Origin of the sequence: Pedobacter sp. JY14-1, assembly GCF_029269825.1 — a bacterium.
Classification (GTDB): Bacteria; Bacteroidota; Bacteroidia; order Sphingobacteriales; family Sphingobacteriaceae; genus Pedobacter.
The window spans coordinates 770,585-786,703 of record NZ_JARJHU010000008.1; the positions used below are offsets into that span (position 1 = coordinate 770,585).

The 16,119-nt window shown below is 45.9% G+C and carries 16 protein-coding genes; 9 read left to right on the top strand and 7 right to left on the bottom strand.

What is annotated here, in order from left to right; all coding sequences use genetic code 11:
* Nucleotides 1–1,242 (bottom strand): DNA recombination protein RmuC, encoded by a 1,242-nt coding sequence (locus tag P2W84_RS17015; RefSeq protein WP_276091360.1) that lies wholly within the window; start codon nt 1,240–1,242, stop codon nt 1–3.
* Between the two features lie 124 nt (nt 1,243–1,366).
* On the opposite strand from P2W84_RS17015, the gene P2W84_RS17020 reads away from it, so the two are divergent.
* Nucleotides 1,367–2,062, top strand: coding sequence for a zinc metallopeptidase (locus tag P2W84_RS17020; RefSeq protein WP_276091361.1), 696 nt, complete (start codon nt 1,367–1,369; stop codon nt 2,060–2,062).
* A gap of 15 nt (nt 2,063–2,077) precedes the next feature.
* On the opposite strand, the gene apaG is transcribed toward P2W84_RS17020, so the two are convergent.
* Both apaG and dusB read right to left on the bottom strand, forming a co-directional pair.
* On the bottom strand, nt 2,078–2,464 hold the full coding sequence (gene apaG / locus P2W84_RS17025) for a Co2+/Mg2+ efflux protein ApaG (protein ID WP_276091362.1): 387 nt from the start codon (nt 2,462–2,464) through the stop codon (nt 2,078–2,080).
* Nucleotides 2,465–2,497: 33 nt separating this feature from the next.
* Nucleotides 2,498–3,505: a tRNA dihydrouridine synthase DusB gene (dusB, locus tag P2W84_RS17030; protein ID WP_276091382.1), complete on the bottom strand. Its 1,008-nt coding sequence runs from the start codon at nt 3,503–3,505 to the stop codon at nt 2,498–2,500.
* 52 nt (nt 3,506–3,557) lie between these two features.
* Between dusB and P2W84_RS17035 the strand changes: the two genes are divergently transcribed.
* Nucleotides 3,558–4,499, top strand: coding sequence for a CPBP family intramembrane glutamic endopeptidase (locus P2W84_RS17035; protein WP_276091363.1), 942 nt, complete (start codon nt 3,558–3,560; stop codon nt 4,497–4,499).
* Nucleotides 4,496–5,305: a phosphatidate cytidylyltransferase gene (locus tag P2W84_RS17040; protein ID WP_276091364.1), complete on the top strand. Its 810-nt coding sequence runs from the start codon at nt 4,496–4,498 to the stop codon at nt 5,303–5,305. The genes P2W84_RS17035 and P2W84_RS17040 overlap by 4 nt, the downstream gene beginning before the upstream one ends.
* On the opposite strand, the gene mfd is transcribed toward P2W84_RS17040, so the two are convergent.
* Nucleotides 5,302–8,646: a transcription-repair coupling factor gene (gene mfd, locus P2W84_RS17045; RefSeq protein ID WP_276091383.1), complete on the bottom strand. Its 3,345-nt coding sequence runs from the start codon at nt 8,644–8,646 to the stop codon at nt 5,302–5,304. The genes P2W84_RS17040 and mfd overlap by 4 nt on opposite strands.
* Nucleotides 8,647–8,725: 79 nt before the next feature.
* Here mfd and P2W84_RS17050 point away from each other — a divergent pair, with 79 nt between their 5' ends.
* The 4 genes from P2W84_RS17050 to P2W84_RS17065 are packed head-to-tail and all read left to right on the top strand — an operon-like array spanning nt 8,726 to nt 11,239.
* Complete coding sequence (locus P2W84_RS17050; RefSeq protein WP_276091365.1) at nt 8,726–9,028, top strand: DUF2752 domain-containing protein; 303 nt, start codon at nt 8,726–8,728, stop codon at nt 9,026–9,028.
* On the top strand, nt 9,021–9,380 hold the full coding sequence (locus P2W84_RS17055) for a TM2 domain-containing protein (RefSeq protein WP_276091366.1): 360 nt from the start codon (nt 9,021–9,023) through the stop codon (nt 9,378–9,380). The genes P2W84_RS17050 and P2W84_RS17055 overlap by 8 nt, the downstream gene beginning before the upstream one ends.
* An 18-nt stretch (nt 9,381–9,398) precedes the next feature.
* Nucleotides 9,399–10,496 carry a Nif3-like dinuclear metal center hexameric protein gene (locus P2W84_RS17060; protein ID WP_276091367.1) on the top strand — a complete coding sequence of 366 codons (1,098 nt, stop codon included), beginning with the start codon at nt 9,399–9,401 and terminating at the stop codon, nt 10,494–10,496.
* A complete protein-coding gene (locus P2W84_RS17065; RefSeq protein WP_276091368.1) occupies nt 10,496–11,239 on the top strand; it encodes a C4-type zinc ribbon domain-containing protein in 744 nt (247 codons plus the stop codon). Before P2W84_RS17060 ends, P2W84_RS17065 begins: the two co-directional genes overlap by 1 nt.
* Before the next feature lie 76 nt (nt 11,240–11,315).
* Here P2W84_RS17065 and P2W84_RS17070 read toward each other — a convergent pair whose 3' ends face one another.
* The 3 genes from P2W84_RS17070 to rsfS form a co-directional block, all read right to left on the bottom strand.
* Complete coding sequence (locus P2W84_RS17070; protein ID WP_276091369.1) at nt 11,316–11,960, bottom strand: lactate utilization protein; 645 nt, start codon at nt 11,958–11,960, stop codon at nt 11,316–11,318.
* 62 nt (nt 11,961–12,022) lie between these two features.
* A complete protein-coding gene (ftsH, locus tag P2W84_RS17075) occupies nt 12,023–14,107 on the bottom strand; it encodes an ATP-dependent zinc metalloprotease FtsH (RefSeq protein ID WP_276091370.1) in 2,085 nt (694 codons plus the stop codon).
* A gap of 27 nt (nt 14,108–14,134) precedes the next feature.
* A complete protein-coding gene (gene rsfS / locus P2W84_RS17080) occupies nt 14,135–14,509 on the bottom strand; it encodes a ribosome silencing factor (protein ID WP_276091371.1) in 375 nt (124 codons plus the stop codon).
* A gap of 41 nt (nt 14,510–14,550) precedes the next feature.
* Between rsfS and P2W84_RS17085 the strand changes: the two genes are divergently transcribed.
* Entirely contained in the window at nt 14,551–15,318 is a 768-nt protein-coding gene (locus P2W84_RS17085) for a biotin--[acetyl-CoA-carboxylase] ligase (RefSeq protein WP_276091372.1), read from the top strand.
* Nucleotides 15,319–15,389: 71 nt separating this feature from the next.
* The coding region (locus tag P2W84_RS17090; RefSeq protein WP_346348968.1) for a cytochrome c biogenesis protein CcdA at nt 15,390–16,119 on the top strand (730 nt) is incomplete at its 3' end.

Here is a 16,119-nt window from a genome sequence, read left to right on the forward strand (position 1 = left end):
TTAGTTTTCCTCACCCGGGTCTGAAAATCTGGTATTGATCTGCTTACTGGTCTTCGCTCCGAGTTTCCGGATCTTTTCGGCAGCAGAGACAAGGTTACCGTTGCCGCTGTGCAGTTTATTCATGGCTTTATCCCAGGATTCACTGCCTTGTCTCAGGTATTTTCCTATATTTTCCATGTCTCCGATGAAACCTGCAAGTTTATCATAAATGCTACCGCCCAGCCTGGCGATTTCCATGACGTTATTGGTTTGTCTTTCGTGTTTCCAGATACTGGAGATGGTGCGTAGCGTCGCTAATAGGGTTGAAGGGCTTACGATGACTACTTTCCGGTCCCAGGCATAATTAAAGAGATCGTTGTCATTTTGTACTGCAATGCCGAAAGAAGATTCTATCGGAATGAACAACAGCACAAAATCAGGAGAGATGATGCCATAAAGTTCCGAATAATTCTTAAGTGATAGGCCCTGCACATGTGCTTTTATCGAAGCAATGTGCTGTTTTAGTGAATGTTCCCTTTCTGTATCATCGCTGGTTGCGGTCATCCGTTCATAGGCAGAAAGCGATACTTTAGCGTCAATAACAAGGTGCTTCTGGTCGGGCAGATCTATGATGACGTCTGGCTGCATCCTCAGCCCATCCTCATTTTTGAGACTGACCTGTATCCTGTATTCCCGGTCCCTGACCAGTCCTGAATGTTCAAGTATCCGTTCCAGGATAATTTCTCCCCAGTTTCCCTGTTTTTTGGTATCGCCCTTAAGTGCCCTCGTGAGGTTAATGGCATCTTCCCGGATCTGCAGGTTTTGTTCCATGAGCTGACTGATAACTCCTTTCAAGGTATTTCTTTCATTGGACTCATACTGATACGCCTGGTTTATCTTCTGCTCAAACGCCTTGATATTTTCTTTCAGAGGCGATAGAATGGTATCCAGATTAGCCCGGTTCTGTTCCGTAAAGCGCGCTGACTTTTCTTCAAGCAGCCTGCCTGCAATGGATTCAAATTCATGCTTTGATTTTTGTTGAATATCTTTCAGATAATCCTCCTGGCGTCGATTAAGCTCCTGCTGGGCACGCAGGTTTTCTTCTGCCCTTATGTATTGAATTTGCATTGAAGAGAGGTCGGAACGCAGCTGCTCGATCTGCATTTCCAATTTTTTATTTTCCAGCTTCAGCGCCTGGCTGGATTTGACGTAGAATAGGGATACTAATATTATGATCAATATGGCTGCTATTATGGTTTCCATTACTAAATTTTTTATCTTTTAAAAGTAAGTATTTTTTTTACAGATACCGGTAAATTAAGGATCTTTTGGAATTGGGAATGCTTTTTGATATGTAGCATTTATACCTGCTGAAAAACTGAAAACAATGGTTGTTTATCTGATTTTGGTACTTCCGGTGCTTGTCTTAAGTATTTTTGTACAGTGGCGTTTCAGAAGCCGCTTTGCCAAGTATACAGAAATGCAGCTCAATTCCGGATATTCAGGAAAGGAAGTTGCTGAAAAAATGCTGCGCGATAACGGGATATTTGACGTGAAGGTAATGAGCACGGAAAAGCAATTGTCTGATCATTATAATCCTGACCAGAAAACGATTAATCTGAGTACAGATGTATATTACGGACGTAGTGTTGCCGCAGCCGCTGTCGCGGCACATGAATGTGGCCATGCGGTACAGCAGGCAAAGGCTTACGGATGGCTCAGCCTTCGGAGCAGTATGATCCCTGTGGTCAGTATCACCTCTAACTTGCTGCAATGGGTGCTGATCTTTGGTCTGATGATGATTGCTCTGACTTTTAATCCGATAATATTGGGTATCGGGGTTGCCGGGCTGGCATTGATTACTTTGTTCAGCATTGTGACCTTGCCTGTGGAATTTGATGCCAGCAAAAGGGCATTGACCTGGCTTAAGGCAAATAAGGATATATTATATACGTCTGAAGAACATGCCCAGGCGAAAGATGCGCTGTGGTGGGCAGCCATGACGTATGTAGTTGCTGCTTTAGGCGCAATGACGAATCTGATTTACTACTTGTCAGTATTGTTTGGCCGGTCAAGAAACTGACCTTCCTGCAGGTAATTAATTGAGCCGGTAAGGAACGATAAGTTCAAATTCCGGTATCTCCACATTGAACTCAAAATCATCTGCCATGCGCTGCATGAGATAGGAACCACGCATACTACCAATATCGGTGGACAGCTGACATCCGGAAACATAGGAATGCATATCTCCGGGATGTAAAACAGGTTGCTGACCTACTACACCTTCTCCTTCCACTTCCCGCATGGTGCCATTAGAGTCAAAGATAAACCACTGACGCCTCTTCAGTTGAATGGTGAAATCGGTAAGGTTCTCAATATTGATACGGTAGGCAAACATAAAGTGTTCACTCGCAGGATTAGAATACTCATCCTGGTAAGTGGTTTCTACCGAAATCTTAACGCCTTGTGTGATGGATGTAACCATTGCGGTGTGAATTTAGGAATTACTTTTCAAAAATCAAGCCATTTCGCCTAGTGCGGCCGAGGGGCTGTATCTGACACTTATTTCATCCAGAAGTTCGCTAATGATAACTGGTTTTTCTTCCTTTACCAGCTGCATCCTGTAAGATTTGAAGTCAGGAAGTCCCTTAAAATAGTTGGCGTAATGCCGCCTCATCTCAAAGATACCCGTCTTTTCGCCTTTCCATGCAATGGATTTTTCGAGATGTATGCGACAGGCGTCAACCCTTTCTTTTATGGTCGGGGGAGGCAGTATTTTCCCCGTATTGTAGAAATATTTGATCTCCCTGAATATCCAGGGATAACCAATGGCGGCCCTGCCGATCATGATCCCATCTACTTCGTATTCAAGCCGCCAGTCTGCTGCCTTCTGTACCGAATCTACGTCACCGTTACCAAAAATAGGAATTCTGATCCGTGGATTGCGCTTGATCTCGCGGATCAGCGTCCAGTCGGCTTCCCCTTTGTAGAGTTGTGCCCTGGTGCGGCCGTGAATGGTTAGGGCCTGTATGCCGGTATCCTGCAATCTTTCTGCTACTTCTTCTATGTTTTTGGTATTGTCATCCCAGCCCAGACGTGTTTTTACAGTGACCGGAAGATGCGTAGCCTTTACGACTGCTGCAGTCATTTTAACCATTTTGTCAATGTCCTGCAGCAGGGCGGAGCCGGCTCCCCGGCAGGCTACATTTTTAACCGGGCAGCCATAGTTGATATCCATCAGATCGGGATTGGCCTGCGTGGCGATCTCGGTGGCTTCCCGCATATGGTCAATCTCACTTCCGAAAATCTGTATGCCTATCGGGCGCTCGTATTCAAAGATGTCGAGCTTTGCCCTGCTTTTTGCGGCATCCCGGATGAGACCTTCTGAGGAAATAAATTCCGTATACATCATGTCTGCCCCGTTCTGCTTGCATACAAAGCGGAAGGGTGGGTCACTGACATCTTCCATAGGTGCCAGCAGCAAGGGGAATGCTCCGAGGTCAATATTTCCTATCTTTACAGACATTTTTCTATCTTCAAGCCAAATTTCCATTACAAAGGTACAACAATTCAACATAATGAATTTCATCTTAAAGCCACGAGAAGAGGATAGTCCGTATGGTCAGGTAGCCTATATTGCAGGGCTGGCGCTGGCAGGCCTGCTTATTTTCTCTGTTATTGCGATACTGGTGATCGTGGCGATGTATGGTATACAAATACTGGGCAATCCGGCGGCACTGTCGGGCGCTGAGCCCCGGTATATACCGGCTCTGCAGCTTCTGGTCATTGCGAGTTCCCTGGGATTATTTCTTTTCCCTGCGTTGGTATTGCCGTTGACGCAGAGACGCCGGATCTCAGATTTTTACTGGTTAAGCGTCCCTTCCGGTCAGCTTTTTTTTCTGGTTTTCCTGGTGATGATCGTTTCCCTGCCCTTTATGGAGTGGGTAACCTTGAGCAACCAGCAAATGAGCTTTCCGTCCTTTCTGAAAAGTATAGAAGACTGGATGCGCGAAAAGGAGGATGAAGCCTTGCGTACGACAATTTTACTGCTGAAAATGAACGGTGTCAAAGATTTGTTGCTGAACTTGTTCATCGTAGCGTTATTGCCGGCTGTGGCGGAGGAGCTGATGTTCAGAGGGGCGCTGCAGCGTACCCTGGGAAGACTTTTTGGAAATCATCATGTTGCAATCTGGATTGCAGCGATTGTATTCAGTGCCATACATCTGCAATTTTATGGCTTCATACCGAGGCTGTTGCTTGGTGCGGGTTTTGGTTATCTTTATTTCTGGGGACGGAGCATCTGGTATGCCGTGCTGGGGCATTTTCTGAACAATGCCTACGCGGTAACAATTGCCTGGTATATGCAGCAGAACCACATAACAGATTGGGCGAAGGCAGACAGCGAACCACATTTTGGAATGCTTGGCTATGCGCTCAGTTTCGTCCTGCTTATATTTGCCATTGCGTTTTTCAGGCGGCAGGCATTGAACACTAAAAAAACAACCGATAAAGCGATATGAAGACCCGTGCGATAACTGCATTCTTTTTTACCATTGTAATGCTCGGATCTATTTTACTGGGCAGTTATACGTTTACCGCCTTTTATCTTATACTGAGCCTGGCTGCATTGTATGAGTTCTTTAAATTGGTGAAGACCTCAGGTATCAGGCCGCACCGTAACGTTGCTCTGGCAGCCGCTGCGCTGATCTTTTTAATGACTGCGGGTTTCCACTACCTGCAATTTGATGCAAAATACCTGTTTATACTGATACCGCTTATTTTCTCGGTATTCATCAGCGAATTATATAAAAAGGATAAGATCCCCTTTGCCAATATCTCTTATACTTTCGTTGGGTTTATTTATGTAACGATTCCTTTTTGCTTTTTTTACTCACTCGGGTTTCTGTCCAATGCTGTAGAATACAGTTTTCACCTGCCACTGGCCTTCCTGCTGATGCTTTGGGGAAATGATACAGGAGCCTACCTGTTTGGAATGAAATTCGGCAGGAAAAAGCTTTTTGAACGGCATTCTCCGAAAAAATCCTGGGAAGGCTTTTTTGGAGGGGTCTTTACTGCGGTACTTGCAGCCTTTCTGATCTCCATCTGTTTTAGGGAATTACCTTTCTGGACCTGGGCGGTAATGGCTGTCCTCATCGGTTGTTTCGGTACCTTGGGCGATCTGGTGGAGTCTATGCTGAAAAGGAGTCTGGATGCCAAGGATTCAGGATCCTTCCTTCCGGGACACGGAGGTTTGCTGGACCGTTTCGACGGTCTGCTGATCGCTGCTCCTGTCGTATATTCCTTTTTATATCTTATACTCCGCTAGTCGTTAATGACCAGGTTGAGCATTTCTATAGCCTCATCAACTGTATTGAGGTTGTCAAAAGAAATCCTGAGGCTGTCTTTCACCTCTTTCAGGTTACACAACCTGGGATGCAATTGTGCAAACTGAAGTATCTTGCTGAACATAACTGAATCAAAGAAAGTGCTTTTTTTATCGCTGATGAAGTAGCCGCGCAGGATACCTTTTTTGAAGGTTACTTTTTCAAATGCCAGCTTTTTGGCGGCCCATTGCAGCCTTAATACACTGAGCATTGTCCGTACAGGAGAAGGAACCGGTCCGAAACGATCTTTCAATGCCTGTTCGAAGGCTTTTAAGGCCTGTTCATTTTCTATCTTTGAAAGTTCGGTATACAGGTTGTAACGTTCGGTGATATTCGTTACATAATCATCGGGAATATAAAGTTCCAGGTCGGTGTCTATTTGAGTGAAGGTTACAAATGGTCGCTCCGGTTCGTTTTCGAAGAGGTCTTTGAATTCATCAGATTTTAGCTCTTGGATGGCTTCATCCAGAATTTTATGATACATTTCGAAGCCGATTTCAGCTATAAAACCACTTTGTTCCGCGCCCAGCAGGTTCCCGCTGCCCCTGATGTCAAGGTCACGCATGGCAATATTAAAGCCGCTACCCAGGTCTGAAAACTCCTCAATCGCACTGAGGCGCTTACGCGCCTCGGAAGTAAGGGTACTTAGCGGCGGGCTGAGCAGATAACAGAATGCCTTTTTATTGGATCTGCCTACACGCCCCCGCATCTGATGCAGGTCACTCAGACCGAACATGTGTGCGTGGTTAATGATGATGGTATTGGCGTTGGGGATATCAAGCCCCGCTTCTATGATGGTCGTAGCGACCAGTACGTCTTTCTCCCCGTTGATGAAGTCAAGCATAACGTCTTCCAGTGCATCTCCGTCAAGCTGACCGTGAGCAATGCCGATCCTGGCCTTTGGTACCAGATGCTGTATCAGGCCACCAAGCTGCATCAGGTCATTTACACGGTTATGGATAAAGAATACCTGGCCGCCGCGGTCCAGTTCAAACTGGACGGCTTCCTGTATAAGTTTGTCGTTGAACACATGCAGTTCGGTGTTGACCGGCTGACGGTTGGGCGGTGGCGTACTCATGATGGAAAGGTCTCTTGCGCCCATGAGTGAAAAGTGCAGTGTGCGGGGTATTGGCGTAGCAGTAAGCGTAAGGGTGTCTACATTTACGCGCATTGCCCGTAATTTTTCTTTTGATGACACGCCGAACTTTTGTTCTTCGTCGATGATCATAATGCCCAGGTCCTTGAACTTTACATCTTTACTGAGCAGACGATGAGTACCGATCACGATATCGACTTTTCCTTCGGAAACAGCTTTTAAAGTGTCTTTAATCTGTTTACTGGTCTTGAAACGGTTGATATAGTCTACTGTACAGGGAAAGTCTTTCAGACGGCCTGAAAATGTCTTGTAGTGCTGTAAGGCCAGGATTGTTGTGGGAACAAGTACCGCTGCCTGTTTGCCGTTGGCGACAGCCTTGAAAGCAGCCCTGATGGCGATCTCGGTTTTGCCGAAGCCCACATCTCCGCAGACCAGCCTGTCCATAGGATGGGGGGCTTCCATATCTTTTTTGACATCGGCGGTCGCCTTTACCTGGTCGGGGGTGTCTTCATAAATAAAGGAAGCTTCAAGTTCGGTTTCAAGATAGCCGTCCGGACTGAAAGCGGTGCCTACCTGTGCTTTGCGCATGGCATAGAGCTTGATCAGGTCCCGGGCGATGTCCTTAACTTTTTTTTTTGTCGTTTTTTTCAGCTTTTCCCAGGCCTCTGTGCCCAGTTTGTTCATCTTTGGCGCAGTCCCGTCCTTACCACTGTATTTCGCAATGCGGTTCAGGGAATTGATGTTGACATACAGCAGGTCGTTGTCTGCATAAACGAGTCTGATCATTTCCTGGGTCTTGCCATTTACCTCAACTTTTTCCAGACCAGCGTATTTTCCGATGCCATGATCAATGTGGGTTACAAAATCGCCTGGTTTAAGGTCCCGGAGCTCTTTGAGGGTAATGGCCTGACTGCGTTGGTAACCACGTTTCAATTTATATTTGTAGAAACGGTCGAAGATCTGATGATCGGTATAAAAAGCAACTTTTTGTGCGGCATCTACAAAGCCTTCCCTGAGCGGGATGTTAACAGGGGTGAACCTGGCTGACTTATCGATGTCGTCAAGGATGGCATACAGCCGTTCGATCTGTTTTGGCGAGTTGCTGAATATGAAATTGCGGATATCTTCCTTCTCATTTTCCCTAAGGTTATGGATCAGCAGGCTGAAGTCTTTGTTAAAGGAGGGCTGGGGACGTGTTTCGAAGTTAAATAGGTGGTCTGTCTTATAAAAAAACTGTTTGCCGAATTCGACGATGCTAAACTCATGCAGCATGTCTGCAAGAATTTTTTCGTCGCTGAAGGCATATTTCGGATCTATCCATTCCGGATTTTCCTGCTTGTCCTTAGCAGGGAGCGCCTTCCAGAGTTCGGTCGCTTTTTTGTAGCCTCCGCGAACGACGTCAAGGGTAAACTCAACATCTTTGATCCAGACCTGGGCATCTGTTTCTATGTATTCCAGCAGGTTGATGTTGTTTTCGGTGAGGTATTTCGACTGTACATTAGGTATAATGGTAAAGCTCATCACATCTTCTGCCGAAAGCTGGCTTTCGATTTCAAATGTCCGGATGCTTTCGATCTCATCGCCAAAGAATTCTATGCGGTAGGGGAGGTCATGCGAAAATGAAAAGATATCCACAATTCCGCCCCGGATGGAAAACTGCCCCGGTTCATACACAAAGTCAGTGCGTTCGAATTCATAATCGATAAGAAATTCGTTGACGAAATCGATACTTAACTTTGTTCCTCTGCTGATTTCAAGGGTGTTTTTTTCAAGCAAGGCCCTGTCGATCACTTTTTCGGCAATGGCCTCAGGGTAGGTAACAACCAGTTTTCCATATTCACTATGGTGATTGAGCTCATTGAGCACTTCCGCCCTTGCGAGTACATTGGCCGTGTCTACCTGCGTAAAATCGAATCCTTTGCGAAAGGAAGAGGGGAACAACAAAATTTCTTTGTCAAGAATGCTTTCCAGATCGGCCTGAAAATAAGCGGCCTCTTCCCTGTCGGGCAGGATAAAGACTACAGGCTTGTGCAGGAGGAAATGAGTTGCGATGGCTATTGTTGCATCGGCTGAACCTACAAGGCCCTTCAGCTGAAGTTTAGTACCTTTACCCTGATTGAGGGCCCTGGCCAGTCCGGTAATGCGCTCATCGGTTTTATATCTGTTGATCAGGTCGCGGATGTTCACGGTGCAAATGTAAGATTTATCATTAGCTTTAGGTGTAACAATGTGTCTGTTCATTCATCTATAATAGAGAAGAGGTAATATGAAAGAGCTGATTATTTGGGTGTTGGCGTTTTTACTGCTCGCTATAGATGTTCCTGAACCCTATGGCCAGGCGCATCACTTCAGCCTTTGCCCACTGGCAGCACTGGGATTTGACTGGTGTCCGGGATGCGGATTGGGCAGGTCGATCACCCAGCTATTCCATGGCAATTTTGAAGAAAGCTGGAAATATCACTGGTTCGCCTTACCTGCCGTACTGATTATCGGACTGCGCATGTTTACCCTTTCTAAAAGAAGTATTAATGAATTTAAATTAAAATTTAAGGAGAAAAGATATGTTTGATTCACCATTTATGTCACTTCCCGGTATTTCTCCGCAGGAATATTCTTACTTGCAGACTGCGACAACGGGATTTAGCGAACAGCAGCTCAGGGGTTTTCTGATGATTTACAGCAGTAAGCGGAGAAACCCTGACGACATGTTGCTATACAGTATCCTCGGCTTTTTTGTGCCCGGTCTGGCCAGGTTTCTCGTTGGTCAGATTGGTATGGGTATTTTGTATTTCTTTACCCTAGGGCTGTGTATGATCGGTACGATTATCGATATCATCAACCATAAGAACCTGGCCTTTGAGTATAATCAGAAAATGGTTTTTGAAAGCCTGCAGATGATCAAAATTGGAAATATCCAATAGGGATTAGTAGTTTAGGGGATGAGATTAGCTTTATTGATCAAACATCTGGAGTCAGTAGCTCCCCTTTCCTATCAGGAAGACTATGACAATTCGGGACTGCTGGTCGGCGATCCGGAACAAGAAGTTTACGGCGCCCTCGTTGCCCTGGACTGTACGGAGGCCGTGATAGACGAGGCTGTTGCACAGGGGTTAGACCTGGTCATTACCCATCATCCGATTGTTTTTAAAGGACTGAAAAGACTGAATGGCAAGTCTTATGTGGAACGGGTGGTGATTAAAGCCATCAGGAACAATATAGCCTTGTATGCAATCCACACCAACCTGGATGCTGTAGTGACAGGCGTTAATGGTGCGATTGCGGATCGCCTGGGGTTAAGAAATTTACGGATCCTGAGGCCAAAAGCCGGCGTGCTCAAAAAACTGGTTGCTTTTTGCCCGGCAGCACAGGCGGAACAATTGCGCAGTGCATTATTTAACGCCGGAGCCGGACATATCGGTAAATATAGTGAATGTAGTTTCAGTGCAGAAGGATCGGGAACATTTAAAGCAGAAGCGGGTGCAGACCCGTATGTAGGACGTATCGGTGAGCGGCACCTGGAAAGGGAAGAGCGGATTGAGACGGTCTTTCAGGCGCATGATGAGCGTAAGGTTATACTTGCACTATTGGAGAACCATCCCTATGAAGAAGTTGCCTATGATGTTTATCGCCTGGACAACACGCTGGAAACTGCAGGTTCAGGAATGATTGGCTGGTTGGAGAAGGAAATGGACGGCAGGGCATTTTTAGGTCTGGTGAAAGACGCGATGGATGCCGCAGTGATCAGGCATACGAAGCTCTTGCCAGCCAGAATCAGAAAAGTGGCAGTTTGCGGAGGCTCCGGTAGTTTTCTGCTGAAGGACGCTATCGCTGCAGGGGCTGACGCTTTTGTCACTGCCGATTTCAAGTATCACGAGTTTTTTGATGCAGAGGAAAAACTTATGATCGCAGATATCGGACACTTTGAAAGTGAACAATTTACATCTAATTTGTTGATTGATATTATTCAGGAAAAATTTCCTAACTTTGCAATCCGTTTAACGGAGCATAATACGAACCCCATAAATTATTTCATTTAATGGAACAAACTGTAGAGCAAAAGCTGAAGGCACTATACGAGTTACAGACCTTGCACACGAAGATCGATAAGATCCGCCAGATCCGCGGAGAGCTTCCTATGGAAGTTGCCGATCTGGAAGATGATGTCGCGGGACTGGAAACCAGGATCCAAAAATATAAGGGAGAACTGGACGACGCGGAGGATGCCATCGTGACCCGTAAAAATATGATCAAGGAGGCACAGAACCTGATTAAGAAATACGAAACGCAGCTTAAGGAAGTTAAGAATAACCGTGAGTATGATGCCCTGACCAAGGAAGTCGAAATACAGAACCTGGAGATACAGGTTTGCGAGAAGAAGATACGTGAGTTTGGTTTCGACATTACCCAGAAAACAGAGGTATACGAAAAAGCATTGGCTGATCTGGAACTCAGGAAAAAGGACCTTGATGTTAAGAAGGCGGAATTGCAGACAATTACTGCTGAAACTGAAAAAGAAGAAGAATCGCTGAACGAACGTGCAGAAAAAGCGGAAACCGAAATCGAAGACCGATTGCTAACGGCTTATAAGCGTTTGAGAGGAAATGCAAATAATGGCCTGGCCGTGGTAACGATTGACAGGGATTCGTGTTCAGGATGCTTTAACCAAATTCCTCCACAGCGCCAGTTGGATATCCGCCAGCGGAAAAAGATCATCGTTTGTGAACATTGCGGACGGATTCTGGTCGATGAGGCCCTTACACATGAAGTCGAGGCGGTATAACCATTGCCTGATATAAATAAAAAGGGGCAGGATCATTGATCCGGCCCCTTTTTATTTATAGACACTTTTTTAGAAGTTAGTTAAAATCATCTACTAAAAACACGAAAAGCTCTTTTGGGCCATGGGCGCCAAGGACAAGTGTCTTTTCTATGTCTGCGGTTCTGCTCGGCCCGGTGATGGTACTGATCATGCTTGGAATGGATGCGCCATATTTATCTTTGATCAATTTGAAGGCATCGCGTAAATCCATAACCATTTGCCCGGTACGGGCAATTACAATATGATGATGAGGAAAGATGCTCAACCTTCTTCCCGCAGAATTTCCGTTAGATACCATCACAGATCCATTCCTGGCAACCAGTGCTTCACAAAGCGTAATCCCTGCTTCGGCGTGTTCGAAATCTTTGTCTGTCTGGTAAAACGGGAACTCATAGTTGCTGAGTAATTCCTGCAGTTCGGGCTCCCAGCAATAAATCTTTCTCCATTTGTAGCGGTCCGCCAGCTGTAGCAGATTTTCGACGAATTCAATGCCATTTTCGCAATAGATGAAGTTCCCTGCTACAGCAGTTAGCTGCTCTGCAAAAAGGATTTCCGGAATCTCATCCTTAGGTTTGTAAAGCGGTGTATCTTCAAGATTAGGATACGGATTGTCTCGCTTTTCAAGCAGGGCTTTCCTGATCCTTTTTAACATCAGTTCCTTTGGGGTAATGTTTTCTTGCATGGTCGAATATAAAAAACCGGCCTGGGTGCATTAATAGGCACCCAGGCCGGTCAATAATCTGATTAAGAACCTAAATTATCCGGATCAACAGACGAAGATGGTTCTGCGGAGCCGACGCCATCGTGGAGCAAGCCTTCAGCGGCAGGTTTCTGATCTCCAGTGCCGTTTACGAATTCGTCATAAGTGGTTCGGTTATCAAAAGGACGTTTGCCAAGAATCTCCTCAAGATCGGTCTGGAAAAGAATTTCCTTTTCGATCAGCTTTTGAGCCAGTTTTTCCAGCCCTTCTCTTTTCTCCGTAAGTAACTGGGTTGTTCGCTCGTAAACGGAACCAATTAACTTACGAACTTCCTCATCTATGAGTTCAGAGGTTTTTTCGGAGTATGGTTTATTGAAGTTGTACTCGTTTTGCGGATCGTGGAACGAAACGTTTCCTACATTTTTGCTCATTCCGTAGATCGTTACCATGGCATAGGCAAGCTTGGTAATACGCTCAAGGTCATTCTGAGCCCCCGTGGAGATCTTTCCGAATACGATGTCTTCGGCAACACGCCCGCCCATGGTCATGCACATACCATCGGTGAGCTGCTCTGTTGTATAGAGAAACTGCTCCTTTGGAAGGTACTGGGCATATCCCAGCGCCGCAACCCCACGTGGTACGATCGAAACTTTTACCAGCGGATCTGCATGTTCAAGGAACCAGCCGGCAATGGCGTGTCCAGCCTCGTGATAAGCTACGATACGTTTCTCTTCCGGAGAAATGATCTTGTTTTTCTTTTCGAGTCCTCCGATGACGCGATCAATCGCATCCTGGAAATCCTGCATGTCTACTGTTTCCTTATTGCGCCTTGCTGCGATCAGCGCAGCCTCATTACAAACATTGGCAATTTCTGCCCCTGCAAAGCCAGGTGTTTGCGCAGAGAGTTTCTTCGCATCCACTTCCGCAGAGATTTTTATCGGTTTCAGGTGTACCTTGAATATCTGCTCGCGTCCGACGAGATCGGGTTTGTCAATTGAGATCTGGCGGTCGAAGCGTCCCGGTCTCAGGAGCGCACTATCCAATACATCGGGACGGTTGGTTGCGGCAAGAATGATGATTCCTGAGTCTGTTCCAAATCCATCCATCTCAACAAGGAGCTGGTTCAGCGTATTTTCACGCTCGTCGTTCCCGCCCATCATGTTATTTTTACCTCTCGCACGCCCGATGGCATCGACTTCGTCAATAAAAATAATACAGGGAGCCTTGTCTTTTGCCTGCTTGAAGAGATCACGTACTCTGGAAGCACCGACACCCACAAACATTTCCACGAAATCTGAACCTGAAAGTGAGAAAAACGGAACCTGTGCCTCTCCCGCCACTGCTTTGGCCAACAGGGTCTTTCCCGTACCCGGAGAGCCGACAAGCAAAGCTCCTTTCGGAATCTTTCCACCAAGGTTGGTATATTTTCTGGGGTTCTTCAGGAAGTCGACGATTTCCATGACTTCCTGCTTTGCCTCTTCAAGCCCGGCAACATCATTGAAGGTTACGTTTACCTGGCTTTCTTTATCAAAAAGCGTTGCTTTTGATTTACCGATATTAAAGATCTGACCGCCACCGCCGCCGGCGCCACCGCCCATACGGCGCATGACGAAGATCCAGAAACCGATAAACAGCAATACCGGAATAATTACGGTGAAGAACCACGAGTTGAAAGAACTTTGCCGTGTATCTTTTTCTGCAAGGATCTGCTGGTCGGGCGGAATGTTTTTCTGGGATTCTTTTAACTGGGAATCAACGGCATCCATAGAGCCGGCATTAAAATACACAACCGGGCCGTTGTTGCTGCCAAAATTGCTTTTGCTGATGTATTCCTTATATTTCGGGTCATTCAGACGGTCTTTTTTTATGTAGACTTCTACCTTTACGAGGTCTTCATGCTTATAGGCGACCAGTTTCTGTACATCACCGGGAAGCAGCATCTGCGTTTCGAACGTCCGGTAAGAGACTTCCTTGCTGTTGTCTGTACTGAACAGGAACTGGAGCATGATCAGTCCCAGGATAATTGCCGCATAAACCCAGAAGATATTAAATTTCGGGCCTTTCTGTGGCTTTTTGGGAATATTAGGGATTCTTTTGGTTTTCGGTTTTATATTGGGATTCTCTTTCATTTTAAATCAAAAAGGTGTGCAACAAGATCAGGCGCTTTGATAAGAAGTGGCCAGGGCATCCCCCCAAAGCTCTTCTATTCCATAGAATTCGCGTTTTTCAGTTTTAAATACGTGTACTACAATGTCGAAATAGTCAAGAATGATCCATTCGGCAAGATCCTGGCCTTCCTTACGCCAGGGGTTGGTCTGGGTATGCTTATATATTTCTTCTTCTACACTATCTGCTATTGCTTTCACCTGCGTGGCGGAATTTGCACTGCAGATGATAAAAAAGTCTGAAACGGAACTGTTTATATTTCTTAGATCCAGACGGACAATGTCATTGCCCTTTTTCTCCTGGATACCATGTACGGCGATTTCTGAGAGGTATGTAGAAAGGTTTACAATTTTCTTTTTTACCATTAAAATATTTTAATTTTGATTAACAAATATACAATCAACACTTGCAAAATAACACTTTTTCCACATTATTTGTTGGTCAAAATCTTATCAGATTATCAGCGGTTGATTCTACTAATAACTTCCTGAAAATGATGGTGTCAAATTCTGGGCCAGTACCTGAGGGCACTGTTATTATGGCAGACCATCAGTATGCAGGCCGGGGACAACAGGGGAATACATGGCATTCAGAACCCGGACTTAATCTGACTTGCAGTATCGTGTTATATCCGGAATTCCTGGATGTCAGCAATCAATATTTGCTTAATATGGCTGTTTGTGTTGCGGTGAGGGATGCGGCCAATTCTGTTTTAGAAGAAGGCGTGGTGATCAAGTGGCCAAATGATATCTATCATTCAGATAAAAAGCTGGGGGGAATTCTTATTGAAAATGCCATTTCGGGCAAAAAATATAAATCTGCCATTATTGGTATCGGTCTGAACGTAAACCAGGAATATTTCAGTGAGGACCAGGTAAAAGCGGCCATTTCCTTCAGGGAGATACTGGGTCGTGAATTAAAGGTTGATGACTTACTGAAGATAATTTGCCATCACCTGGAAGTGCAATACATGAGACTGAGAGATTCGGCAGATGAGTTAACAGATGACTATCATAATGGACTTTACAGACTGGGGACGCCAGCACTTTTTGAGGAGTCCGGAAGGATTTTTGAAGCGACGATAAAGGGTGTTTCCAAGTCGGGCAGGCTGATGCTCCAAACCACTAAGGGCGTAAAGGAATATGGATTAAAAGAGGTCGTATTTCTAACATAGCCGTCATAAAAGTAATTTGCCCCCGGGATTAAAAAATTATCAGTAATTTCACGGCCTCATTGCCGAAGCTCATGAGAAGGATATTTTGCATTTTGGGGATCTTCCTGTTTTGTTCGGGACTTTTTCCGCAACATGTATTTGCCTTTGGAGCAGATTTACAAGATACCGTTTCTGCCGGAGACCTGGTCTTCACAGATATTAGCGGGGACAGTTCGTCCGTTGCTGACAGTGCTGGTTCGGGGAGTGTCTCTTCTGGGAGGGATAGTGTTGCCACAGCTTCTTCAGCAAGCGACAGCGTCTCATCTGCGGGGAGAGCATCGAAAGGATCTGCGCCGGCCGAAAATGCGGCTGGTTCTGAGCGCGACAAAACACTCTGGGAGACTTTCATTACCGGGTTATTCGGGGGCTTTCTGGCCTTTCTGATGCCCTGTATCTTTCCGATGGTTCCCCTGACGATCAGTTACTTTACCAAACGGGCCGGCAGCCGGGGGAAAGGTATCGGTCAGGCGCTGATCTACGGGTTGTCCATCATTGTGATCTATGTTGCATTGGGACTGCTGATCACCGTTCTGTTCGGGTCAGCGGGGCTGAATGCCCTGAGTGCAAGCGGGCTGTTCAACTTCCTTTTCTTTATCCTTCTGGTGGTCTTTGCGGTTTCGTTCTTCGGAGCCTTTGAACTCACCCTTCCCAGTTCGTTTGTAAATAAGATCGACAGCAAGGCCGATAACAGCAAAGGGCTTGGCGGCATTTTCTTTATGGCCGCCTCTCTGGCCCTGGTCTCTTTTTCCTGCACCGGTCCGA